Below are 23,031 nucleotides of genomic sequence, written 5' to 3'. Positions count from 1 at the left end.
TCCTCACGCCCCCTCTTCCGCGTCCGCCGCGCGGGCCACCAGCTTGGTCAGCGCGCTCACCACGAGTTCGCCCGCCTCGTCGCGGACGTCGCCGCGGATGTCGATGACGTCGTTGCCCGCGAGGGACTTGATGGCCTCGATGGTCGAGGTGACGCTCAGCCGGTCACCGGCACGGACCGGGCGCTTGTAGGCGAACTTCTGGTCGCCGTGCACCACCCTGCTGTAGTCCAGGCCGAGCTGCGGGTCCTCGACGACCTGTCCGGCCGCGCGGAAAGTGATCGAGAAGACAAAAGTCGGCGGGGCGATCACATCGGAATAGCCGAGCGCCTTGGCGGCCTCCGGGTCCGTGTACACCGGGTTGGCGTCGCCCACCGCCTCGGCGAACTCACGGATCTTCTCCCGGCCCACCTCGTAGGGCTCGGTGGGTGGGTAGGTCCGTCCCACGAAGGACTGGTCGAGCGCCATTGGCCCGGTACCTCCTGATGTCTGCTGTGATGCCCCACAAGGTAGCGGGAAAGCCGTCTGCCGAAACGCCGTGAGGCCGCCCCCGAGCGGGGACGGCCTCACGGACGAGCCTGTTTGTTATCGCGTTTCGCGGTGCGCGGTGTGCGCGTTGCAACGCGGGCAGTGCTTCTTCATCTCAAGACGGTCCGGGTTGTTACGCCGGTTCTTCTTGGTGATGTAGTTCCGCTCCTTGCACTCCACGCAGGCCAGCGTGATCTTCGGGCGGACGTCGGTGGCAGCCACGTGAGTGCTCCTAAGACGAACGGATGGACTGATTCAACGCACAAAAGAGTAGCCGATCGAAGGACCGACCCCGCAATCGGCTACTGTCAGTAGCGGTGACCGGACTTGAACCGGTGACACAGCGATTATGAGCCGCTTGCTCTACCGACTGAGCTACACCGCTTTGATGAGATCAGTCCCGCCTCGCGACGGGACCTCTCACACCAGAGCCCCAATACGGAATCGAACCGTAGACCTTCTCCTTACCATGGAGACGCTCTGCCGACTGAGCTATTGGGGCGAGCGATGAAGACATTACACGCTCGGCCGCCGTTCACCCAAATCCGTTTCCCGCCGCCCTTCCCGGCCCCTTCCGCACGGCTCACGGCAGCCTCTCGGACCCCTTCCGACGCTCCCCACGCGCACGCCTCGAACCCGTTCCCCGCAGGTCCGACGGCTCCGGTACGACTATTGCGCTCCTCCCCGCCCCGCGCGGCTCGCCACTTTAGGCTCGACTCACTCTGCGTGATCTTGAGTCCATTGCCTGGACCGACCTACCTGGAGCGCGATGCCCGACAGCCAGCCGCAGCCGCCCTCGTCGTCGTCCAACTCCTCGGGCTCCTCGGGTTCCTCGGGCCAGTCCGACCACTCCGTGCTCCTGCTGTGCGGGGCACGGCTCACCGACGGCAGGACCGTGGACGTACGGCTGGGCGGCGGGCGCATCGAGGCGGTCGGTACGGCCGGCAGCCTGGCGCCGGGCCCGGCCCGCGCGGGCGGCGCGCGCGTGGACCTGAACGGCTACCTGCTCCTGCCGGCCCCGGCCGAACCGCACGCCCACGGCGACACCGCGCTCTCCGCCGATCGCGGCGGCCCCGTACCGTACGACCCGAAGGACGTCCAGCGCCGCGCCACCGAGGCGGCCCTGCTGCAGCTCGGGCACGGCTCGACGGCCGTCCGCGCGCACGTGCGCGTGGGCGACGTCCAGGGGCTGGGCGCCCTCGCCGCCGTCCTCCAGGCGCGCCGCTCGCTGCGCGGGCTCGCGGAGCTGACGGCGGTCGCGATGCCGCGCGTGCTGACCGGGATCGCGGGCGCCGACGGGCTCGCCATGCTGCGGGACGCCGCGAAGATGGGCGCGTCCGTGGTGGGCGGCTGCCCCGACCTGGATCCCGATCCCACGGGGTACGCGGAGGCGGTCCTGGAGGTGGCCTCCGAGCACGGCTGCCCGGTCGATCTGCACACGGACGCCGTCGATCCGGCCCGGCTGGCCAGGCTCGCCGCGATGGCGGGCGGCTTGCGCCCCGGCGTGACGCTCGGCCCGTGCGCCGGGCTCTCGCGCCTGCCTGCCGAGGCGGCCGCCCGGGTCGCGGACCAGCTCGCCGCGGCCGGCGTCACGGTGGTGTGCCTGCCCCAGGGCGGCTGCGGCTCCGTCGACCGCCGCGGCACGGCTCCGGTACGGCTGCTGCGCGCGGCCGGGGTGCGGGTCGCCGCCGGCAGCGGTGCCCTGCGCGACCTGTCGAACCCCGTCGGCCGCGGCGACCCCCTGGAGGCGGCCTATCTCCTGGCCTCCCGCCACGGTCTGCGCGCCGAGGACGCCTACGACACCGTGAGCGCGTCCTCCCGCGCCGCCCTCGGCCTCCCCGAGGTCCGTGTGGAGGCCGGTTTCCCCGCCGAACTCCTCGCGGTACGCGGCGACCATCTGGCCGGCGCCCTCTCCCTCGCCTACAGCCGGATCGTGGTGCACCGGGGGCGCGTGGTGGCACGCACCAGCGCGGTCCGCGAGTACTGCAACTCGGCGGTGGCGGCGGAACTGGGGCTGCCGCGCCAGGGGCGGGGAGAGTTGTCCTGAGCCTGGCGGTGCGCCGGGGCGTGTGACAAGCACGTGGGCGCCGATGTGCGGGCGAGGGCATGGGGAGCGCACGTCGCGCAGGGTGCGGGCCCGCGGAAGGGCCGAGCCCGGCGGGACGCCTCGGCGGGACCACACGGGTGGGTGGGGCGCATGAAGTCGTACGGCGTACGCGGGGCTTCGGGCGTACGGTCGTAAACATGCGCATTGTCATCGCTGGTGGTCATGGTCAGATCGCGTTGCGGTTGGAGCGGCTGCTCTCCGCGCGTGGGGACGAGGTCGCGGGGATCATCCGGAGGGCCGAGCAGGGCGACGACCTGCGGTCGGCAGGTGCCGAACCGGTGCTGCTCGACCTGGAGTCGGCCTCGGTCGAGGAGGTCGCGGAGCAGCTGCGGGGAGCGGACGCGGCGGTGTTCGCGGCGGGCGCGGGCCCGGGCAGCGGTACGGCCCGCAAGGAGACGGTGGACAAGGGCGCGGCGGTGTTGTTCGCGGACGCGGCCGTACGCGCGGGCGTACGCCGTTTCGTGGTCGTCTCCTCGATGGGCGCGGATCCGGCGCACCAGGGCGACGACGTCTTCGACGTGTATCTGCGGGCCAAGGGCGAGGCCGACACCTATGTCACCCGGCAGGGCACCCTCGACTGGACGATCCTGCGCCCCGGTTCGCTGACGGACGAGCCGGGCACCGGCCTGGTGCGGCTGGAGGCGCACACGGGCCGGGGGCCGGTCACCCGTGACGACGTGGCCGCCGTGCTGGCGGAGTTGGTGGACACCCCGGCGACGGCCGGTCTGACCCTGGAGCTGATCGGGGGTTCGACGCCGGTCACGGTGGCCGTGAAGTCGGTGGCCGGGAACTGAACCCGACGCCCGGCCGTTGGGTCTTGTGACAGCAGCTGACAGTGACAGTGGCCGGCAGCCGCCAGTGGGCGTGCTCAGAACAGCGGCAGCTGCCCGGGGAAGTCCGGCACCGCGTAGCCGTCCAACGACGGCTGGACCGCCCCGAGTTGGGCCTGCCGTCGCGAGCCGGCGCAGGAGACCAGGTCGGCGGTCTCCCGCGCCCCGGGCGGGTCGTGCCGCGCGAAGCGGCCCGCCACGACGGCGATTTCGCGGTGGCACACCGGACAGGTTCTGCGTCGGGAGGGCATGCGTTCAGTGTGCCCCGGGGCGGGGCGCACGTACCTGGGACCGTGGGGGTCCAGGGCCGTGCGGTCGGTCCTGGCGTCTGCGGTGTGGGGCACCTCACGCAGCCACTGGGCACAACCCACGGCACAACGAAGAGACCCCCTCCGGTCTGTGTTTCCACAGTCCGGAGGGGGTCTTCCCCAAAGTGGCGGCGCCAGGATTCGAACCTGGGAAGGCGAAGCCGGCAGATTTACAGTCTGCTCCCTTTGGCCGCTCGGGCACACCGCCGGGGGTTTGCCACCAAGTCGAACCGCTTTTCGGCGGTGCTCCCTGGCAACGACGTAAACAATACCCGATCCCATGGGGTGCTTCGCCACCCGATTGATCGCCGCCCGAGGGACGCGGGGTGGCTAGGCTGGTGCGGATGCGGCCCGGTCCCCACACCGGGCGCGGCGGCCGCCGCCCCGTGCCGGAACGCATCCCGTTACGCCCCCCGATACAAGGAGCCACAGGACATGGCCGACTCCAGTTTCGACATCGTCTCGAAGGTCGAGCGGCAGGAGGTCGACAACGCCCTCAACCAGGCCGCGAAGGAGGTCTCGCAGCGCTACGACTTCAAGGGCGTGGGCGCCTCGATCGCCTGGTCCGGCGAGAAGATCCTGATGCAGGCGAACTCCGAGGAGCGGGTCAAGGCGATCCTCGACGTCTTCCAGTCGAAGCTGATCAAGCGCGGCATCTCGCTGAAGGCGCTGGACGCCGGTGAGCCGCAGCTCTCCGGCAAGGAGTACAAGCTCTTCGCGTCGATCGAGGAGGGCATCTCCCAGGAGAACGCGAAGAAGGTCGCGAAGATCATCCGTGACGAGGGCCCCAAGGGCGTGAAGGCCCAGGTCCAGGGCGACGAACTGCGGGTCAGTTCCAAGAGCCGCGACGACCTCCAGGCCGTGATCACCCTCCTGAAGGGCCAGGACTTCGACTTCGCCCTCCAGTTCGTGAACTACCGGTAGTCATCGCCGGCCGGTGGTCGTGGCGCGCTCAGTCGCGCGAGTTGCCGAACAGCAGGCGGTAGGCGATCAGCAGGACCAGCGAGCCGCCGATCGCCGCCACCCAGGTCGCGCCGTCGTAGAAGTTCTTGGTGATCGGGTGGTCCAGCCAGCGGGCCGATATCCAGCCGCCGAGGAACGCACCCACGATGCCGATGAGGGTCGTGCCGATGAAGCCGCCGGGGTCACGTCCCGGCAGCAGGAATTTGGCGATGGCGCCGGCCAACAGTCCCAGGATGATCCAGCTGATGATGCCCATGTCCTGAACCTGCCCTTCCGCGCTGTGTTCGCACTGTTCCGGCCCTGTGATTTCGGTCTGGTCCGGCTGTGCCGGACAGGCAGCCCTAGCCGTCCGCACAGGGGCGTCGCGCGTCTGTTCGTCTCGTGTCGATGAGGAGGACGACCGGGCGATGCCGCACGGTTGCGTGGATCAGTAGGGTTCGCCGCATGACTGCCTCCCCACCCGTTCTGCGACGCACGCTCGGGGTGCGGGACGCCGTGCTCGTCGGCCTCGGCTCGATGGTCGGTGCCGGCGTGTTCTCCGCCCTGGGCCCGGCGGCCCGCGCGGCCGGGTCGGCGCTGCTGCCCGGGCTGGCCGTCGCCGCCCTGGTCGCCTACTGCAACGCCATGTCCTCGGCCCGCCTCGCCGCCCGCTATCCGCAGTCGGGCGGCACCTATGTGTACGGGCGGGAGCGGCTCGGCGCCTTCTGGGGGTACCTCGCGGGCTGGGCGTTCGTCGTCGGGAAGACGGCGTCCTGCGCTGCGATGGCCCTGACCGTGGGCGCCTACGTCTGGCCGGGGCAGGCGCACGCGGTGGCGGTCGCGGCCGTGGTGGCGCTGACCGCCGTGAACTACGGCGGCATCCAGAAGTCGGCGTGGCTGACCCGGCTGATCGTGGCCGTGGTGCTGGCGGTCCTCGCTGCCGTGGTGGTCGTCTGCCTGACGTCCGGGCGGGCGGACGCCGGGCGGCTGGACGTCGGGCTGTCGGCGGGGATCGGCGGGCTGCTTCAGGCGGCCGGCCTGCTGTTCTTCGCGTTCGCCGGCTACGCGCGGATCGCGACCCTCGGCGAGGAGGTGCGGGATCCGGCGCGCACCATCCCGCGCGCGATTCCGCTGGCCCTCGGTATCACCCTGGTGGTGTACGCGTGCGTGGCGGTGGCCGTGCTCTCGGTGCTGGGCGCGGACGGGCTCGGGCGGGCAGCCGCGCCGCTGGCCGACGCGGTGCGGGCGGCCGGGGTGCCGGGGCTGGTTCCCGTGGTGCGGGTGGGGGCCGCGGTCGCCGCGCTCGGCTCTTTGCTGGCGCTGATCCTCGGGGTGTCGCGGACCACGCTCGCCATGGCCCGCGACGGCCATCTGCCTCCCACGCTGGCCGCCGTGCACCCGCGTTTCCAGGTCCCGCACCGCGCGGAGCTGGCCGTGGGCGCGGTGGTCGCCGTGGCGGCGGCTACCGCGGACCTCCGCGGTGCCATCGGTTTCTCCTCTTTCGGTGTGCTGGCGTACTACGCGGTGGCCAACGCCTCGGCGTGGACGCTCGATCCGGCGCCGCGTGCGCGCGTGGTTCCGCTGGTGGGGCTGCTGGGCTGCGCGGTTCTCGCGTTCGCGCTGCCGCTGACGTCGGTGGCCGCCGGGGCGGCCGTCCTGGTGGTGGGCGCGGCGGCGTATGCCGTACGGCGGTGGGCCGCGGCTCGGTAGACGGTGTTCTCGGCCTCGGAGGAGCCGCGTCCTGTGGAGACCCGGTCTCTCAGGAGGCCTGTTCCGCGGCGGTGCGTACCCGGAAGTCGGCCCAGGGGGCCAGATCCGTGCCCTCGTCGGTCTCCTCGTACCAGCCCGTGCCGTCCAGCCAGACGCGCAGCCAGTCGGTGAGAGCGGGCGCGTCCACGAACCAGGCGCCGTCCGCCTCGTCGGCGTTCGGCTCGTAGAGCAGGACCGTGGCCTCCGGGGTGCTGCAGTCCACGCACGCGTACATGCCGCAGCCCCAGTGGGATATCGGCAGGACACCCTCGGGCCAGGGCCACTCCGGGTTCTTGCGGCCGTACTCGCGGTTGGTGAGGTACTGGACGACGGCGGCCGGTTCACCGGAGGGAGCGGCGTCGAGCAGGGGCAGCAGGCCGTACGACGGGCCGAAGCCGCCGTCGCCCACCCGCGCGTAGAGCGCCGCGAGCAGGGGCGGCAGAGGGAAGCCCAGGGCCTCCCGGGCACGGTCGAGCGTGGCCGCGTCGACGGGCGCGGGAAGCGTGGGCCAGCCCCACGGACGTGAGTCGTGGGCCTGTGCGGTCACCCGTGCCAGCAACTGCTCGATCTCGGTCATGGCTTCATGATGCAGGCCACCACCGACAATCGGGGCGGCCTGTGGACAACCTTCGCCGGCGCTCTCGGGCTGTGGACAACTCGGGTGCCAGGAGCGCCGGATGAGGTGCGGTCAGCGGGTGGCGAACGGCTGGTCCGTGGGCACGATCTCGCGTCCCAGCGGGAGCAGGGAAACCGGGATCAGCTTGAAGTTGGCGATGCCGAACGGGATTCCGATGATCGTGAGGCACATGGCGACGCTGGTGACGATGTGGGCGAGCGCCAGCCACCAGCCGGCGAGGACCAGCCACAGGACGTTCCCGATGCAGGAGGGTGCGCCCGCGTCGCGCCGCTCGACAGTCGTGTACCCGAAGGGCCACAGGGCGTACACGCCGATACGAAAGGCTGCTATGCCGAAGGGAATGCCGATGATCGTGATGCAGAGGATCACGCCCGCCAGCAGGTAGCCGAGGAACAGCCAGAAGCCGCTCAGGACGAGCCAAATGATGTTCAGGATGGTCTTCACTGCGGGCGACCTGCCATCTTCTCTAGCCGGGCGATCCGTTCCGCCATGGGCGGATGCGTCGAGAACATCTTGGACAGTCCCTGGCCCGGGCGGAAGGGGTTCGCGATCATCATGTGGCTCGCGGTCTCGATCCGGGGCTCGGGGGGCAGCGGGAGCTGCTTGGTGCCGGCGTCCAGCTTGCGCAGGGCGCCGGCGAGGGCGAGCGGATCGCCGGTGAGCTGGGCGCCGGAGGCGTCCGCCTCGTACTCCCGGGAACGGCTGATGGCCAGCTGGATGACGGTGGCGGCGAGCGGGCCCAGGATCATGATCAGCAGCAGGCCGAGGAAACCGGGGCCGTCGTCGTCGTCCGAACGGCCGACCGGGATCAGCCAGGCGAAGTTGACCAGGAACATGATCACCGAGGCGAGGGCGCCGGCGACCGACGAGATGAGGATGTCGCGGTTGTAGACGTGGCTGAGCTCGTGGCCGATGACGCCGCGCAGTTCCCGCTCGTCCAGGATCCGCAGGATGCCCTCCGTGCAGCACACGGCGGCGTTGCGCGGGTTGCGGCCCGTCGCGAAGGCGTTCGGCGCCTCCGTCGGGGAGATGTAGAGGCGGGGCATGGGCTGGCGGGCCTGGGTGGAGAGCTCGCGGACCATCCGGTACAGGGCCGGGGCCTCAAACTCGCTCACCGGGCGCGCGCGCATCGCGCGTAGCGCGAGTTTGTCGCTGTTCCAGTACGCGTACGCGTTCGTGCCGAGGGCGACGAGGACCGCGACGATCAGACCCGTCCGGCCGAAGAAGCTGCCGATGACGATGATGAGTGCCGACAGTCCCCCGAGGAGAACTGCGGTCCTGAGCCCGTTGTGCCGGCGGTGCACGGTACGCCCTCCAAGTCGTGCGGCAGGGGAACCCTTTGCCTGCGCTGCTGCCTTCCGATCGGTGATGCCACCGGTGTGCCGTGGTGTCACGTCCAGTGGACCCTCCCGCACTGGTCAACGCCAGGCGGCGGCCGCTAGTTCCCTTGTGTCCGCTGTGCGCCGCGTGAGCCGTCCGGGTGAGGGCGGGTGCGGGTTGGTCGCACGCGCGCGTGAAGGGCTTCACATGCGCGTGGACGGGGGTCAGAACAGGCCGGTGGCGGCAAAGCGGAGTACCAGCTGCGGTGCCCCGGAGAGGGCGACGCCCAGGGCGCCGGTGAGGGCGAGCGCGGCCGTGAGCGGCGCCGGGAGGTGGTGCCGCGCGGGCTCGCCCTCGGGGGTGCGGAACAGCAGGGCTGCCCACTGGAGGTAGTAGAAGAGGGCGATCACGACGTTGACGGCCATGACGACGGCGAGCCAGCCGAGGCCCGCGTCGACGGCGGCCGAGAAGACGGTGACCTTCGCGAACACGCCGATGATGCCGGGTGGGAGTCCGGCCAGGCAGAGCAGGAAGAAGGCCAGGAGCAGCGCGGTGAGCGGGTTCCTGGCGTACAGGCCGCGGTAGTCGGTGATCCGGTTGAGTTCCCTCGTACGGCCCACCAGGGCGGCCACCGCGAAGGCGCCGAGGTTCACGGCCGCGTACATGAGGGCGTAGGCGACGGTGGAGCCGATGGCCTGCTCAGCGTCCTTGGTGTACGCGGCGGCGGCGATCGGTACCAGCAGATAGCCGGCCTGCCCGACCGACGACCAGGCGAGCAGCCGTACCGAGCTGTACGCGCGCGTGGCCTGCTGGCGCAGGGCGGCGACGTTGCCGATGGTCATGGTGAGGGCGGCCAGGGCGGCGAGTGCGGGGCCCCAGACGTCGGCGTAGGACGGGAAGGCGACGACGGTGACCAGGATCAGGCCGGAGAAGCCGACGGCCTTGCCGACGACCGACAGGTAGGCGGCGATGGGGAGCGGGGCGCCGACGTAGGTGTCGGGCACCCAGAAGTGGAAGGGGACGGCGGCCGTCTTGAACGCGAAACCCACGAGGGTGAGGACGACGCCGGTCTGGGCGAGGGTGTGCAGTTGTCCGTCGACGTGCTGGATGCGGTCGGCGATCTGGGTGAGGTAAAGGCTGCCGGTGGTGGCGTACACGAAGCTGACGCCCAGGAGGCTGACGGCGGTCGCGGTCACCGAGGACAGGAAGAACTTCAGGGCCGCTTCGGAGGACTTCGCGTCGCCGTGCCGGATGCCGACGAGGGCGAAGGCGGGCAGGGAGGCGACCTCCAGGGCGACGATCAGGGTGGCGAGGTCGCGGGAGGCGGGCAGCAGGGCGGCGCCGGCGGCCGAGGAGAGCAGCAGGAACCAGAACTCGCCCTGGGGGTAGCGGCGGTTGCCGTCCTTGAGGGTGGTGACGGACAGCAGGGCCGTGAGCAGGGCACCGCCGAGCACGAGGAGCTGCACGACCAGGGTGAACCGGTCGGCCGTGTAGCTGCACGCGCGCGTGGCGCCCGGCAGGCAGAAGGTGCTGCGGTCGTGGTCGAGGAGCGGCAGCAACAGGAGGGCGGAGGCGGTGAGTCCGGCGACCGAGACCCAGCCGAGCAGCGGCTTTCTGGCCTCGGGCACGAAGAGGTCGGCGACCAGGACGGCGAGTGCGACGACCGCGGTGAGGGTGGGCGGCGCGACGGCGAGCCAGTCGACGGACTGGACGAGGTTGGCGGCCAGCGGCTGGGCCAGGGCGCTCATCGGGTGCCTCCTGAGAGGAGCTGCTGCACGGCCGGGTCGGTCAGGCCGAGCAGGGCCCTGGGCCACAGTCCGGCGACGACGGTGAGGACGACGAGCGGGGTCCAGGCCGCGAACTCGTACGTACGGACGTCGGCGAGCTTCGGTACCTCCTGCGATGCGGCGCCCATGCAGACGCGGCGGACCACGGCCAGCATGTAGGCCGCCGTCAGCAGGGTTCCGAAGGCCGCGATCGCCATGAAGGTCAGGAAGGCCGGGCGGCTCAGGGCGGCGGCCGGCTCGAACGCGCCGAACAGGGCCAGCATCTCGCCCCAGAACCCGGCGAGGCCGGGCAGCCCGAGCGAGGCGACGGCGGCGAACGCGAGCAGGCCGCCGAGGTGCGGCGCCCTGCCGTAGAGCGCGGCGCCGGTCTCCTCGGCGAGGGTGTCGAGGTCGGTGGTGCCGGTGCGGTCCTTCAGGCCGCCGACCAGGAAGAACAGCAGGCCGGTGATGAGGCCGTGGGCGATGTTGGCGAACAGGGCGCCGTTGACGCCGGTCGGGGTCATGGTGGCGATGCCGAGCAGGACGAAGCCCATGTGACCGACGGAGGAGTAGGCGATCAGGCGTTTGAGGTCGCCCCGCACGCCGCGCTTCGCCAGGTTCAGGCAGGCCAGGGATCCGTAGATGATCCCGACGACGGCGAACGCGGCGAGGTACGGCGCGAAGGTACGGAATCCGTCCGGTGCGACCGGCAGCAGGATCCGGACGAACCCGTACGTGCCCATCTTCAGCAGGACGCCCGCCAGCAGCACCGAGCCGACGGTCGGCGCGGCGGTGTGGGCGTCCGGCAGCCAGCTGTGCAGGGGCCACATCGGGGTCTTGACCGCGAGCCCGATCCCGATCGCCAGAACGGCGACGACCTGCACGGATGTGGTCAGCGACCGGCCGTTGTCAGTGGCGAGTGCCACCATGTCGAAGGTGCCCGCCTTGATTCCGATCAGGAGCAGGCCCAGCAGCATCACGACGGACCCGAGCAGCGTGAAGAGGATGAATTTCCAGGCGGCCCGGGTCCGGCCCTCGCCGCCCCAGCGGGCGATGAGGAAGTACATCGGGATGAGCACCGTCTCGAACGCGAGGAAGAACAGCAGCAGGTCGAGGACGGCGAAGCTCGCGAGGGTACCGGACTCCAGGACGAGCAGCAGGGCGACGAAGGCCTTCGGGGACGGGCCCGCGGGCATGTTGAAGTACGAGTAGAGCGCGCAGAGGAAGCTCAGCAGCGCGGTCAGGACCACCAGGGGGAGGGAGATGCCGTCGATGCCGAGGTGGATGCGCACGTCGAGTGCGGGGATCCAGCTGATGTCGGTCGTGGCCTGCATCCTCGACGGATGGTCGTGGTCGAAGCCGAGCGCGAGGACGATCGCGGCGATGAGGATCGCGCCGGTCACGGTCACGCCGTGGCGGAGCACGGCCTGCTCGGGTGACTTCCCCTTCAGCCCGGGCGGGGCGGGGAGTAGGGCGGCGACGGCGCCGAGGAGCGGGCCGACGACGATCAATGCCAGAAGGACTTGCATCACGGACTCGCTGATATCGATCACGCCTGCTCACGCTCCCGTGGCGACGAGGAGGACGGCGACCGCCAGGACGACGGTGCCGGCGAGCAGCGCGCTCACATAGGTCTGGACGTTGCCGGTCTGGGCACGCCGTACGGCGGCGCCCAGCAGGCGGGGCAGGGCGCCCGCCCCGCGCACATAGGTGTCGACGACCTCGCGGTCGAGGAACTGGACGAGGCTCGCCGCGGCCAGGAGCGGGCGGACGAACAGCGCGTCGTAGACGGCGTCCAGGTGGAAGCCCTCGGCGGCGTGCCGGTGCAGCGGGCCGAGCAGCAGCCGCCCGGGGTCCGCCGGGTCGGGTGCGTAGGCCACGTCACCGAACGCCGGTTTGTGGGCGGCGATGGCCTCGGCCTCGACGAGTCCGGCGTCGCCCTCCGAGTGGGCGGCCACGGCACCCAGCGGGGTGCGGGCGGCCAGGGCGCTGGTGCGCTGCCAGGCGCCGTAGGTGGCGAGTCCGCCGACCAGCGCGAGGCCGGTGCCGAGGATCGAGGTGGTGAGGGTCGGGGCGAGGGCACGGCCGTCGAACCAGCCGGGCAGCGAGCGGTAGGCCAGCCCGCCGAAGGCCAGGGAGGGGACGGCCAGGACCCACAGCACCACGGTCATCGACAGCGGCTGCCGGCCGTGGTCCGGGGCTTCGGCTCCCCGGCCCCGGAAGGCCAGAAGCCACAGCCGGGTCGCGTACGCGGCGGTGAGCAGGGCGGTTGCCAGGCCCGCGACGAGGACGATCCAGCCGGCGGCGCCGGGGGCGTGCTCGGTGTGGCCGGTGGCGGCGTGTTCGGCGGCGCCGAGGACGGACTCCTTGGAGAAGAAGCCGCTGAAGGGAGGGATCGCGGCGAGTGCGAGCAGCGCCACAGTCATCGTCCAGTAGGCGTCCGGGACGCGGTCGCGCAGGCCGGAGGTGCGGGACATGACGGCCAGCGAGTTGGTGCCGGCTGCGTGGATGACGACGCCGGCCGCGAGGAACAGCAGCGCCTTGAAGGCGCCGTGCGACAGGAGGTGGAAGACGGCGGCACCGCGGTCGCCGACGGCGAGGGCGCCGGTCATGTAGCCGAGCTGGCCGATCGTCGAGTAGGCGAGGACGCGTTTGATGTCGTCCTGGGCGAGCGCGGCGAGGCCCGAACCGACCATCGTGACGGCGCCCATGGCGGCGAGGACGACCATCACGGCCGCGCAGGCCTCGAAGACCGGGAGGAGCCGGGCGACGAAGTAGACACCGGCGGCGACCATCGTCGCCGCGTGGATCAGCGCGGAGACAGGGGTCGGGCCGGCCATCGCGTCGGGGAGCCAGGTGTGCAGCGGGAACTGCGCCGACTTGCCCGCCACACCGCACAGGAGCAGCAGGCCGACCAGAGCCGGGTGGTGCAGTCCGCCGTTCGCGACGGTCGCGAGGACCGTGGTGATGCGGAACGACCCGGCGTCGGTGGCCAGCGCGAACAGGCCGATCAGGAACGGCACGTCGCCGAGCTTGGTGACCAGGAAGGCCTTGAGGGAGGCGGCGCGCGCCTCGGGGGTCTCCCAGTAGTGGCCGACGAGGAAGTAGGAGCAGATGCCCATGACTTCCCAGCCGACCAGCAGCACGATCAGGTCGCCGGAGTAGACGACCAGCAGCATCGCGGAGGTGAAGAGGGAGATGAGGGCGGCGTACGAGGGGTAGCGCGGGTCGTCGCGGAGATAGCCGGTCGAGTAGATCTGCACACAGGTGGCGACGAAGGCGACCAGGACGGCGACCAGGGCGGCGAAGCCGTCGATGTACAGGGCGAGTTCGATCGGCACCGAGCCGGTCGGGGTGAGTTCGGTGTGGCCCTGGACGGCCCGGCCGCCGCCCTGGTCGACGGCGACCGCGACGGCCAGTGCGAGCGCGGCGAGCGTCGGCAGGACCGCGAGCGGGCGGACGAACCCGGGAGCCGTCCGGCCCAGGAGCAGGCCGGCGACGGCGGCCAGGAAGGGAAGGAGGGGGACGAGGACGGCGAGGGTGGTCGTGGTCACGCGGTGGCCTCAGCCTTCTCGTCGGCCGTCCCGTCCGTGGGCGAGCCGTGCTCGTGGCCCTCGGCGGTGTCGCGGAGCCGGTCGATGTCGGAGGTGCCGCGGTTGCGGTAGACGGCGAGGACGATCGCCAGGCCGATGCCGATCTCGGCGGCGGCGATGGCGATGGTGAAGAGGGTCAGCGCCTGGCCGGAGTGCAGGGTGTCCCGGGCCGCCTTGCTCAGCCACACGTCGAAGGCGACCAGGTTGAGGTTGACGGCGTTGAGCATCAGCTCGACCGACATCAGGACCAGGATCGCGTTGCGGCGGGCGAGGACGCCGTACAGGCCGGTGCAGAAGAGGAGAGCGGAGAGGACGGCGGGATAGGCGAGGTGCATCAGCGGGCGCCTTCCTGCTCGATCGGGTGAATCCCGGAATCCGTGACGGAGGGGGAACTCTGCGTGACGGACCGGTCGTTCACAGGGGGCGGGGCCGACTCCGCCTTCGCCTTCCGGGACAGGACGATCGCGCCGACCAGGGCCGCGAGGAGGAGGACGGAGAGGGCCTCGAAGGGCAGGACCCAGTTCTGGAAGAGGCTCGCGCCGGTGACCTTCGTCGAGCCGGCGGCGGCACCGCCCAGGTCGATCCAGGTGGCGCGGAAGGCGTCCACGACCACCCAGACCAGGGCGGCCGCGGCGGACACGGCCACGGCGAGGGCGACCCAGCGGTTCTCGGAGTCGGCGTCCGGGGAGCGGCCGATCGGGGCCCTGGTGAGCATCAGACCGAAGAGAAGGAGGACGACGACGGAACCCACGTAGATGAGGACCTGCACCCAGGCGATGAACTCGGCGGTGAGCAGCAGGTACTCGACGGCGAGTCCGCCGAGGGCGACCACCAGCCACAGGGCGGCGTGCACCAGCTGGCGGGTGGTGACCGTGATCAGCGCGGCGCCGAAGGTGACCAGCCCGACGAGAAGGAAGGCGACCTCCACACCGGTCGGCGACAGGAAGCCGTGCGGCGCTTGGGCGAGGAGGCTCACGACTCCCCCTCCCCCGGCTCGGCACGGTCGGCGGCCGAATCGGCCGGTGCGGCCTGCGCGGCTTGTTCGGCCTGGGCGCCCCGCTCGGCCTGCGCACTCTGTTCGGCCTGCGCGGTCGCGAGCTTCTCGGCGGTCTTGCGGGCGGCGGCGATCTCCTTCGGTTCCTCCGCGCCGGGGTCGAGGGCGGGCGGGGCCGGGACCGTCCACATCCACTCGCGGAGCTTGTCCCGCTCGTGGGTGAGTTCGTGGATGTCGGTCTCGGCGTACTCGAACTCTGGCGACCAGAACAGCGCGTCGAAAGGACAGACCTCGATGCAGATACCGCAGTACATGCACAGGGAGAAGTCGATGGCGAAGCGGTCCAGGACGTTGCGGCTGCGTTCACGGCCGCCCGGGGTCGCCGCCGGGACGGTCTCCTTGTGGGAGTCGATGTAGATGCACCAGTCGGGGCACTCACGGGCGCAGAGCATGCAGACCGTGCAGTTCTCCTCGAACAGGCCGATGACGCCCCGGGAGCGGGGCGGGAGGTCGGGGAGGACGTCCGGGTACTGCTCGGTGACCGACTTCCGGGTCATCGTGCGCAGGGTGACGGCCAGGCCCTTGGCGAGGCCGCTGCCGGGAAGGGGAGCCATGGTTAGGAGATCACCACCTTGACGATGCCGGTGAGGGCGATCTGGGCGAGAGAAAGGGGGACGAGGAGCGTCCAGGAGAACTTCTGCAACTGGTCCTCGCGCAGCCGGGGGTAGGTCACGCGGAGCCAGATCACGACGAAGGCGAGGATCGCCGTCTTCAGCAGGGTCCACAGCCAGCCGAGGCCGTCGGCGCCCCACGGGCCGTGCCAGCCGCCCAGGAAGAGGACGGTGGTCAGTCCGCACAGGACGACGATCCCGGCGTACTCGGCGAGCAGGAACAGCGCGAAGCGGAGGCCGGTGTACTCGGTGTACGCGCCGAAGATGATCTCCGAGTCGGCGACGGGCATGTCGAACGGGGGCCGCTGGAGCTCCGCGAGGCCGGCGATGAAGAAGACCAGTCCGCCGGTGATCTGCCAGGGCAGCCACCACCAGTGGAAGGCGGCGACGATGCCGGGCAGGGAGACCGTGCCGGCCGCCATCGCCACGGAGGCGGCGGCGAGCAGCATCGGGAGTTCGTAGGCGAGGAGCTGGGCGGCGGTACGCAGACCGCCGAGGAGGGAGAACTTGTTGGCACTGGCCCAGCCGGCCATGAGCGAGCCGAGGACGCCGACGCCCATCACGGCCAGTACGAAGAAGACACCGGCGTCCAGGACCTGACCGACGGCGCCCTCGCCCGGGCCGATCGGAATGGCGAGCAGCACGAGCAGATACGGGAGGAGCGCCACGGCGGGGGCCAGCTGGAAGATGCGCCGGTCCGCACCCGCCGGGACCACGTCCTCCTTCTGCGCGAACTTCACGCCGTCGGCGATGAGCTGGGCCCAGCCGTGGAAGCCACCGGCGTACATCGGGCCGAGGCGGCCCTGCATGTGGGCCATCACCTTGTGCTCGGTCTGACCGACGATCAGGGGGAAGGTGAGGAAGACGACGAACACGACGAGAAGTCGCAGGGCGACGTCCAGGGCGTCGTTCACTGCGGGCCTCCTGGGCGGTGGTCGTCGCGGGGACCGGAAGGTCGTCCGGGGTCGGCGTCAGCGTCGGCGTTGTTGGGAGCCGGGGCTTCAGGACTGTGGGGAGCGTCGGAGGTGGGCGCCTCGGAGACCGGAGCCTCGGGAGCGGAGGCATCCGGGGCATCGGGGGCAGGGGTCTCGGGGGTCGAACTGTCCGGCCCGTTGCCCTCGGGCGCGGCGGCCGCCTCGGGAACCTCGGCAGTCTCAGGCACCTCAGGCGCCTCGACAGTCTCAGACGCCTCGGAAGCCTCAGGCACCTCTGGCTCGGCAGGCTTCGCATCGCCCGGCTCCGGTACGGCTGCCTCGGGCGTCGGTTCACCCGATGCCGGCCGCGGTTCCTCGGAGGTGGGCCCGACCTCGGGCGTCTCCGTCGGCTCGGGGGTGGCATCCGCCGGCCGCTCTGCCGCCTCCGGTTCGTCGAAGGCAGGGCGGGCGTGGTGCCACGGCGCGTCCGAACTGCGCGAGGCCGAGGGGCCGACCGAGCCGGCCGGGGTGCCCTGGGGGGCGGCCGGTTCCGTCGGTGGTGCCGTCTGCGCCGTCTCCTGCGCGCGCTGGGAAGCGGAGCCGCCCGAGGCGGTGCGTGCCCGGCGCGGACCCCGGGGGGCGGTAGGCGGCTCCTCCTGCGTGGCGGTCTCCTCGGCCGGGGATGCCTCCCGCTGCGAAGCGGACCCCTCACCGGCACTGCGCGCCCGGCGCGGAGCCGACGGTGGCTGGTCCCCAGGAGCGGTCCGTTGTGTCGCGGATCCCTCGCTCGCGCTGCGGGCCCGGCCCGCCGGTGCCGCCGTCGGCGGTGCGTCGGCAGCCGCTACCTCCGTGGCGGGCGCCTGGCCGACCGAGCCTTCCGCGGCCGTGCGCGTACGCCGTACCGGACGGTCACCGGCCGCGCGGGCCGGGCGTTCGCCGACAGCACGTCCTGCCGCGGCTCGTGCCGGGCGGGCGGGGGCAGGGGGGAGTTGGCCCTTCAGGGGTCCCCATTCGTTGGGGTCGGGGACGCCCGGGGGGAGCATCTGGCGGCGCCTGGGGCCGCCGTGGTCGGACTCGCCCGGTTCCTTGGCGCCGGGCCAGGCCTTGGCGACGCGGGCGGCGAGGACGAAGTCCTTGCGGAGGGGGTGGCCTTCGAAGGTTTCCGGGAGAAGGAGGTGGTCGAGGCCGGGGTGGCCGGTGAAGCGGACGCCGAACATCTCGTGGGTCTCGCGTTCATGCCAACGGGCGCCCGCGTAGACGCCGACGGCGGAAGGGAGTTCAGGGGCGGCGTGCGGCACCGTGGTACGCAGGAGCAGTCGGCGGACCGGGGCGAGGGCGACGACATGGACGGAGACACGGAAGCCGGTGCCGGGTTCGTCGACGGCGCTCAGCCAGTCGAAGTAGGTGCAGGCGAGGGTCGTACGGGCGGTGTCCAGGGCAGTGAGCCAGGAGGCGGGAGGGACGTCGACGGTCAGGACGTCGTAGGACTCGTCGGCCGTGGCGTCCGTGCCGAAGAGTTCCTCGACGGGGGCCGGCAGCCAGCCGGTCGGGGCCGTCATCGGGTGTCCCCCTGCGGTGCTTCCCCGGCGGGGGCGGGCGGCAGGACCAGGCCGCTCTGGAGGGCCGCGGTGGAGGGGCGGGAGGTGCCGTAGCGCTCGCCCAGGGATTCGGCGGCGATCTTCTCCTGGAGTTTGAGGATGCCCTGGAGGAGGGCCTCGGGGCGGGGCGGGCAGCCGGGGACGTAGACGTCGACGGGGATGATCTGGTCGACGCCCTTGGTGACCGAGTAGGAGTCCCAGTAGGGGCCGCCGCAGTTCGAGCAGGCGCCGAAGGAGATGACGTACTTCGGCTCGGGCATCTGCTCGTACAGGCGCTTGACCGCCGGGGCCATCTTGTCGGTGACCGTGCCCGAGACCACCATCAGGTCGGCCTGGCGAGGGCCCGGCGCGAAGGGGATCACGCCGAGGCGGATGAAGTCATGGCGGGCCATCGACGCGGCGATGAACTCGATCGCGCAGCAGGCGAGGCCGAAGTTGAAGACCCAGAGCGAGTAGCGGCGGCCCCAGTTGAGGACGACCTTCATCGGCTCGGGGGCGAGGCGGGCGAGCGTGCCCAGCCTCTTCGGCTCCGGCAGCGGAACTGGCTCCGGCGTCACGTCCATGTCAGGACGCCCTTCTTGTATGCGTACAGCAGGCCGACGGCGAGGAAGCCGAGGAAGACGAACATCTCCACGAGCGTGGTGGCGCCGTAGCCGGGGGCGGCGAAGACGGTCGCCCAGGGGAACAGGAAGATCGAGTCGACGGCGAAGATGACGTAGAGGAAGGCGTAGACGTAGTAGCGGACCTGGGTGTGGGCCCAGCCCTCGCCGACGGGGTCGACTCCGCACTCGTAGGTGAGGAGTTTCTCGGGCGTGGGGACCACCGGGCGCAGCAGCCGGCCGGCCCCGAAGGCGACGGCGACGAAGAGCACGCCGACGAGTGCCAGCAGTCCCACGACCGAGTAGGACGCGAAGTAGCCCGCCGCGACGACCACGGTCGGCTCACCACCCACCGTCTCCCGCATTGCCCGTCCCTCGCTCCCTCGACAGACAACAGACCTGACCCGGTCCGCTGTCGTGACCTCAGTCAACTCTTGATTCGACGATCTGTACGCACGGGAGTCTAGGCCCTGATAAAGACACGGTAAGCAGGCCGTCACACGGTGGGACGCGACACCGGAGCCGGTGGTGGGGTTTTCCCCAGTCCGACCCGGGCGGCGAACTCCATGGCGCGGCGCCACGGCACACGGCACGCTGGCGCATATGACCGCACCAGCACCCCGATCCCCCGCCTCCGTCGACGGCAGAGAAGACCGCGAGCGGCTGCCGCCCGTGCGCTTCGCCCTCGACGGCCACACCTGGAAGGAGGTCGCGCACCTTCTGCTGAACCTGCCGATGGCGCTGTTCGGCTTCGTCTACGTCAGCACGACGCTGTGGGTGAGTGGTGTACTGACGCTGACGGTGATCGGTATACCCCTGCTCGCCGCGACCCTGCTGGGGGCCCGGCAGCTGGGGAAGCTGGAGCGGGCACGCGCGCGTGCGCTGCTCGGGGTGCGGGTGGAGGAGCCGACTCCGCTGCCGTTGGCCAAGCGCGGCGCGGGCACGCAGCGGCTGTGGATGACGCTGAAGGATCCGGTGGCCTGGCGGACGCTGCTGTACGACTTCATCCGGCTGCCGTGGGGCATCCTCACCTTCTGCATCACGTTGACCTCGTTGTTCGTGCTGTGGCCGGTGCTGCCGTTCATCGCGCGCGGGCTGTCGAACGCGGACCGGGCCATGGTCCGCGGGCTGCTGTCGCCCTCCGACGAGCTGGAGCGCCGGATCGCGGAGCTGGAGTCGGACCGGGGGGTCGTCGTCGACACGGCGGCCGCCGATCTGCGCCGGATCGAGCGGGATCTGCACGACGGCGCGCAGGCCCGTCTCGTCAACCTGGCGATGGGGCTCGGTCTGGCGAAGGAGAAGCTGCTGGAGGATCCCGACTCGGCCGCCGCGATGGTCGAGGAGGCGCACGGCGAGGTGAAGCTCGCCCTCCAGGAGCTCAGGGACCTCGCCCGGGGCATCCATCCGGCGGTGCTGACCGACCGGGGGCTGGACGCGGCGCTGTCCTCGGTGGCCTCGCGCTGCACGGTGCCGGTGCAGGTGACCGCCGACCTGCCATCCAGACCGGCGCCCGCGATCGAGGGCATCGCCTACTTCACCGTCTCCGAGCTGCTGCAGAACATCAGCAAGCACAGCGGGGCGCGCAGCGCCTCGGTCGAGGTCTGGCGGACCGAGGACCGGCTGCTGATCCAGGTACGGGACGACGGGCAGGGCGGCGCGAACCTGGACGGCGGCAGCGGGATGCGCGGACTCGCGGACCGGCTGGGCGCGGTGGACGGCCTGTTCGTCGTCGACTCGCCGGCCGGCGGTCCTACGACGGTCACCGCCGAGCTGCCCTGGCGCGACCGCTCTTAGAACGGACTCGCAGCGCGGACTCGCAGGACGGAGGGCAGGGGAGGGGTGGGGAAAACCCCCCTTCCAAGACGCCGACGGCCTCCATGGTCCGTGGACCTGCGGCACAGCAGGGTGGAGGTACGGCAGGACAGCGCCGCCGATGGGGCGAGCCGGGACAGGACAGGACGGGACGACGCCGATGGCCACGGAGTACGGACACGGGTACGGGCAGGACCACGGGTACGACCACGGGCTGTACGAGCCGTACGGCGGGCGTCGGCACCGGGTGCCCGCCGCGCTGCGGGCGCCGTTCGAGGCGCGCAGCTGGCGTGAGTTCGGCTATGTGCTGCTGGGCTTTCCGATCGGCGTCACGCTGTTCGTGTGGACGGTGACGATGCTGTCCCTCGGTGTCGGTCTGTTGGTGACCTTCATCGGGATCCCGCTGCTGGCGGTGGCCCTGGCCGGGTGCCGGGGCTTCGGGGCGCTGGAGCGGGCACGCGCGCGTGGGCTGCTGAAGCTGGAGGTGGCCGACCCGGAGCCGCTGCGGATGCGCAAGCCGGGTTTCTTCGCCTGGATGGGCGCGGTGCTGAAAAGCGGCACGTCCTGGCGGCATCTGCTCTACGCGGTCCTGCAGTTCCCCTGGTCGACGTTCTCCTTCGTGGTCGCGCTGAACTTCTGGGCGTACGGCTGGGCCCTGCTGACGTACCCGCTGTGGTTCTGGGTCTTCCCGATGTGGGCCGGCCAGGGCGGGATCCAGCTGTACGGCGACGCCCACCACAGCGTCTACCTCGACAACCCCTTCGAGATCACCGTGACCGCGCTGGTGGGGCTGCTGTTCACGCTGGCCACGCCGTGGATCGTACGGGCGCTGACGCTGGTGGACCGGGTGATGGTGCAGGGGCTGCTCGGGCCGTCGAAGCTGGCGTCGCGGGTGGTGGAGCTGGAGTCGGACCGGGGGGTCGTCGTCGACACGGCGGCCGCCGATCTGCGCCGGATCGAGCGGGATCTGCACGACGGCGCGCAGGCCCGTCTCGTCAACCTGGCGATGGGGCTCGGTCTGGCGAAGGAGAAGCTGCAGGAGGATCCGCGGGCCGCGGCGCGGATGGTGGACGAGGCGCACGGCGAGGTGAAGACCGCGCTGCAGGAGCTGCGGGACCTGGCCCGCGGTATCCATCCCGCCGTGCTGACCGACCGGGGGCTGGACGCGGCGCTGTCCTCGGTGGCCTCGCGCTGCACGGTGCCGGTGCAGGTGGATGTCGACCTGGTGGAGCGGCCGGCGGCGGCGATCGAGGGAATCGCGTACTTCACGGTGTCCGAGCTGCTGCAGAACATCAGCAAGCACGCGCGGGCGAGTGCCGCGGCGGTGGACGTGTGGCGCAGCGAGGACCGGCTGATGTTGCAGGTCACGGACGACGGCGTGGGCGGTGCGGACACGACCAAGGGGTCGGGGCTCGCGGGACTGGCCGAGCGGCTGGACGCGGTCGACGGGATCCTCGTGGTGGACTCGCCGGTGGGCGGGCCGACGCGGGTGACGGCGGAGCTGCCCTGGCGGCGCTGAGGCCGGGAGGGGCGGGCCGCCATCCGTCCGAGCCTCTGTCCCGCTCCTCCTTCCCGTCGTACTCGGTCTTCCCGTCGTGCTCGGTCCCGTCCTGCGTCCCGTCATCCGGAGGCTGTCCTCCCCTGTTCGGGGGGCTGCCGCCTCTGGCCCCCCTTCGGGCCCGGACGCCTCGTTCTCGGACGCCGGACGGCCTGTTTTGACTCGCCGGCTCGCCTTACTCCGACGCACGCCGATCCGAATGCTGGAATGCTGGACTTCCGGACAGGGCAGGCATGTACGCCGGACGGGGTGTGGGGGGCCGCAAGATCGTGGAGGACAGGGTGCGGGTGGTCATCGCCGAGGATTCCGTGCTGCTCCGAGAGGGGCTGACCCGGCTGCTGACCGACCGGGGACTTGACGTCGTCGCGGGCGTCGGCGACGCGGACGCGCTGGTCAAGACCATCGCCGATCTGGACGCGCAGGGCGCGATGCCGGACGTGGTGGTGGCGGACGTACGGATGCCGCCGACGCACACCGACGAGGGCGTGCGGGCGGCCGTACGGCTGCGGAAGGCGCATCCGCAGCTCGGGGTGCTGGTCCTGTCGCAGTACGTGGAGGAGCGCTACGCCACCGAACTGCTGGCCGGTTCCAGCCGTGGTGTGGGCTATCTGCTGAAGGACCGGGTCGCCGAGGTGCGGGAGTTCGTGGACGCCGTCGTGCGGGTCGCCGAGGGCGGTACGGCGCTCGATCCCGAGGTGGTCGCACAGCTGCTCGGGCGCAGCCGCAAGCAGGACGTGCTGGCCGGGCTGACCCCGCGGGAGCGGGAGGTGCTGGGGCTGATGGCCGAGGGGCGGACGAACTCGGCGATCGCGCGGCAGCTGGTCGTGAGCGACGGAGCCGTCGAGAAGCACGTCAGCAACATCTTCCTCAAACTCGGGCTGTCCCAGAGCGACGGGGATCACCGGCGCGTTCTGGCCGTTCTGACCTATCTGAACTCCTGACGGGCCGACGGCACCGTGTCGGCACCGGAAGGCGGCCAGGGGGAGGGAAAATCGTGACAAGTCAGGGCGACAGGTCGTCTCAAAACGCCGTCCAACATGCGAGCAGGCGCGGGAAGGCGACCCTAACCGACGTAGGGTTGAACGTGGGATGGTCCGTGGGACGACCA

The 23,031-nt window shown here is 71.4% G+C and carries 24 protein-coding genes and 3 tRNA genes; 7 read left to right on the top strand and 20 right to left on the bottom strand.

The window, feature by feature from the left end; all coding sequences use genetic code 11:
* Window positions 1-3 precede the first annotated feature (3 nt).
* From ACFZDK_RS01275 to ACFZDK_RS01260, 4 genes are all read right to left on the bottom strand, one after another.
* Complete coding sequence (locus ACFZDK_RS01275) at window positions 4-465, bottom strand: MaoC family dehydratase N-terminal domain-containing protein (RefSeq protein ID WP_390968609.1); 462 nt, start codon at window positions 463-465, stop codon at window positions 4-6.
* Window positions 466-582: 117 nt separating this feature from the next.
* Window positions 583-747 carry a 50S ribosomal protein L33 gene (gene rpmG / locus ACFZDK_RS01270; RefSeq protein WP_003948671.1) on the bottom strand — a complete coding sequence of 55 codons (165 nt, stop codon included), beginning with the start codon at window positions 745-747 and terminating at the stop codon, window positions 583-585.
* Window positions 748-837: 90 nt separating this feature from the next.
* Window positions 838-910 (bottom strand) — tRNA-Met (locus ACFZDK_RS01265).
* A gap of 44 nt (window positions 911-954) precedes the next feature.
* Window positions 955-1,027: transfer RNA gene (locus ACFZDK_RS01260), tRNA-Thr, on the bottom strand.
* 267 nt (window positions 1,028-1,294) lie between these two features.
* Here ACFZDK_RS01260 and ACFZDK_RS01255 point away from each other — a divergent pair.
* Together ACFZDK_RS01255 and ACFZDK_RS01250 are read left to right on the top strand one after the other, a co-directional pair.
* Window positions 1,295-2,572, top strand: a complete 1,278-nt coding sequence (locus tag ACFZDK_RS01255) for an amidohydrolase family protein (RefSeq protein WP_390968607.1) — start codon at window positions 1,295-1,297, stop codon at window positions 2,570-2,572.
* A 197-nt stretch (window positions 2,573-2,769) separates the two neighbouring features.
* Window positions 2,770-3,426, top strand: coding sequence for an NAD(P)H-binding protein (locus ACFZDK_RS01250; RefSeq protein WP_390968605.1), 657 nt, complete (start codon window positions 2,770-2,772; stop codon window positions 3,424-3,426).
* 74 nt (window positions 3,427-3,500) lie between these two features.
* Here ACFZDK_RS01250 and ACFZDK_RS01245 read toward each other — a convergent pair whose 3' ends face one another.
* Window positions 3,501-3,713: a hypothetical protein gene (locus ACFZDK_RS01245; RefSeq protein WP_390968603.1), complete on the bottom strand. Its 213-nt coding sequence runs from the start codon at window positions 3,711-3,713 to the stop codon at window positions 3,501-3,503.
* A gap of 183 nt (window positions 3,714-3,896) precedes the next feature.
* Window positions 3,897-3,978, bottom strand: a tRNA-Tyr gene (locus ACFZDK_RS01240).
* 227 nt (window positions 3,979-4,205) lie between these two features.
* Between ACFZDK_RS01240 and ACFZDK_RS01235 the strand changes: the two genes are divergently transcribed.
* Complete coding sequence (locus ACFZDK_RS01235) at window positions 4,206-4,694, top strand: YajQ family cyclic di-GMP-binding protein (protein WP_390968601.1); 489 nt, start codon at window positions 4,206-4,208, stop codon at window positions 4,692-4,694.
* A 28-nt stretch (window positions 4,695-4,722) separates the two neighbouring features.
* On the opposite strand, the gene ACFZDK_RS01230 is transcribed toward ACFZDK_RS01235, so the two are convergent.
* On the bottom strand, window positions 4,723-4,989 hold the full coding sequence (locus tag ACFZDK_RS01230) for a GlsB/YeaQ/YmgE family stress response membrane protein (protein WP_355709529.1): 267 nt from the start codon (window positions 4,987-4,989) through the stop codon (window positions 4,723-4,725).
* A gap of 188 nt (window positions 4,990-5,177) precedes the next feature.
* Between ACFZDK_RS01230 and ACFZDK_RS01225 the strand changes: the two genes are divergently transcribed.
* Window positions 5,178-6,422, top strand: coding sequence for an amino acid permease (locus ACFZDK_RS01225; RefSeq protein WP_390968598.1), 1,245 nt, complete (start codon window positions 5,178-5,180; stop codon window positions 6,420-6,422).
* A 49-nt stretch (window positions 6,423-6,471) separates the two neighbouring features.
* Here ACFZDK_RS01225 and ACFZDK_RS01220 read toward each other — a convergent pair whose 3' ends face one another.
* The 13 genes from ACFZDK_RS01220 to ACFZDK_RS01160 form a co-directional block, all read right to left on the bottom strand.
* A complete protein-coding gene (locus tag ACFZDK_RS01220) occupies window positions 6,472-7,038 on the bottom strand; it encodes an SMI1/KNR4 family protein (RefSeq protein WP_390968596.1) in 567 nt (188 codons plus the stop codon).
* 111 nt (window positions 7,039-7,149) lie between these two features.
* Entirely contained in the window at window positions 7,150-7,542 is a 393-nt protein-coding gene (locus tag ACFZDK_RS01215; RefSeq protein WP_390968594.1) for a YccF domain-containing protein, read from the bottom strand.
* Entirely contained in the window at window positions 7,539-8,402 is an 864-nt protein-coding gene (htpX, locus tag ACFZDK_RS01210; RefSeq protein WP_355709537.1) for a zinc metalloprotease HtpX, read from the bottom strand. The genes ACFZDK_RS01215 and htpX overlap by 4 nt, the downstream gene beginning before the upstream one ends.
* A gap of 240 nt (window positions 8,403-8,642) precedes the next feature.
* A complete protein-coding gene (locus tag ACFZDK_RS01205) occupies window positions 8,643-10,166 on the bottom strand; it encodes a proton-conducting transporter membrane subunit (RefSeq protein WP_390968592.1) in 1,524 nt (507 codons plus the stop codon).
* Window positions 10,163-11,737 (bottom strand): NADH-quinone oxidoreductase subunit M, encoded by a 1,575-nt coding sequence (locus ACFZDK_RS01200; RefSeq protein WP_390968590.1) that lies wholly within the window; start codon window positions 11,735-11,737, stop codon window positions 10,163-10,165. The genes ACFZDK_RS01205 and ACFZDK_RS01200 overlap by 4 nt, the downstream gene beginning before the upstream one ends.
* Before the next feature lie 6 nt (window positions 11,738-11,743).
* Window positions 11,744-13,738: an NADH-quinone oxidoreductase subunit L gene (locus ACFZDK_RS01195; RefSeq protein ID WP_390968588.1), complete on the bottom strand. Its 1,995-nt coding sequence runs from the start codon at window positions 13,736-13,738 to the stop codon at window positions 11,744-11,746.
* Window positions 13,735-14,112, bottom strand: coding sequence for an NADH-quinone oxidoreductase subunit NuoK (gene nuoK / locus ACFZDK_RS01190; protein ID WP_359210432.1), 378 nt, complete (start codon window positions 14,110-14,112; stop codon window positions 13,735-13,737). The genes ACFZDK_RS01195 and nuoK overlap by 4 nt, the downstream gene beginning before the upstream one ends.
* Window positions 14,112-14,753: an NADH-quinone oxidoreductase subunit J gene (locus ACFZDK_RS01185; protein ID WP_390968586.1), complete on the bottom strand. Its 642-nt coding sequence runs from the start codon at window positions 14,751-14,753 to the stop codon at window positions 14,112-14,114. The genes nuoK and ACFZDK_RS01185 overlap by 1 nt, the downstream gene beginning before the upstream one ends.
* Complete coding sequence (locus tag ACFZDK_RS01180; RefSeq protein WP_390968584.1) at window positions 14,750-15,385, bottom strand: 4Fe-4S binding protein; 636 nt, start codon at window positions 15,383-15,385, stop codon at window positions 14,750-14,752. The genes ACFZDK_RS01185 and ACFZDK_RS01180 overlap by 4 nt, the downstream gene beginning before the upstream one ends.
* Window positions 15,386-15,387: 2 nt before the next feature.
* Window positions 15,388-16,356, bottom strand: coding sequence for a complex I subunit 1 family protein (locus tag ACFZDK_RS01175; RefSeq protein ID WP_355709549.1), 969 nt, complete (start codon window positions 16,354-16,356; stop codon window positions 15,388-15,390).
* Complete coding sequence (locus ACFZDK_RS01170; RefSeq protein WP_390968582.1) at window positions 16,353-17,915, bottom strand: NADH-quinone oxidoreductase subunit C; 1,563 nt, start codon at window positions 17,913-17,915, stop codon at window positions 16,353-16,355. The genes ACFZDK_RS01175 and ACFZDK_RS01170 overlap by 4 nt, the downstream gene beginning before the upstream one ends.
* Window positions 17,912-18,517: an NADH-quinone oxidoreductase subunit NuoB gene (locus tag ACFZDK_RS01165; RefSeq protein WP_390968580.1), complete on the bottom strand. Its 606-nt coding sequence runs from the start codon at window positions 18,515-18,517 to the stop codon at window positions 17,912-17,914. The genes ACFZDK_RS01170 and ACFZDK_RS01165 overlap by 4 nt, the downstream gene beginning before the upstream one ends.
* The gene (locus ACFZDK_RS01160; RefSeq protein ID WP_355709555.1) at window positions 18,508-18,918 is read right to left on the bottom strand and encodes an NADH-quinone oxidoreductase subunit A; all 411 of its coding nucleotides are present in this window, start codon (window positions 18,916-18,918) and stop codon (window positions 18,508-18,510) included. The genes ACFZDK_RS01165 and ACFZDK_RS01160 overlap by 10 nt, the downstream gene beginning before the upstream one ends.
* A 238-nt stretch (window positions 18,919-19,156) precedes the next feature.
* Between ACFZDK_RS01160 and ACFZDK_RS01155 the strand changes: the two genes are divergently transcribed.
* From ACFZDK_RS01155 to ACFZDK_RS01145, 3 genes are all read left to right on the top strand, one after another.
* Entirely contained in the window at window positions 19,157-20,347 is a 1,191-nt protein-coding gene (locus ACFZDK_RS01155) for a sensor domain-containing protein (RefSeq protein WP_390968578.1), read from the top strand.
* A gap of 178 nt (window positions 20,348-20,525) precedes the next feature.
* Entirely contained in the window at window positions 20,526-21,884 is a 1,359-nt protein-coding gene (locus ACFZDK_RS01150; RefSeq protein WP_390968576.1) for a sensor domain-containing protein, read from the top strand.
* 272 nt (window positions 21,885-22,156) lie between these two features.
* Window positions 22,157-22,864: a LuxR C-terminal-related transcriptional regulator gene (locus tag ACFZDK_RS01145; protein WP_390968574.1), complete on the top strand. Its 708-nt coding sequence runs from the start codon at window positions 22,157-22,159 to the stop codon at window positions 22,862-22,864.
* The last annotated feature ends 167 nt before the right edge of the window (window positions 22,865-23,031 follow it).

Origin of the sequence: Streptomyces sp. NPDC007901 (genome assembly GCF_042959465.1) — a bacterium.
Classification (GTDB): domain Bacteria; phylum Actinomycetota; class Actinomycetes; order Streptomycetales; family Streptomycetaceae; genus Streptomyces.
The sequence above is the reverse complement of the archived record's forward strand: the minus strand, read 5'-3'. Positions and strand labels throughout refer to the sequence as shown.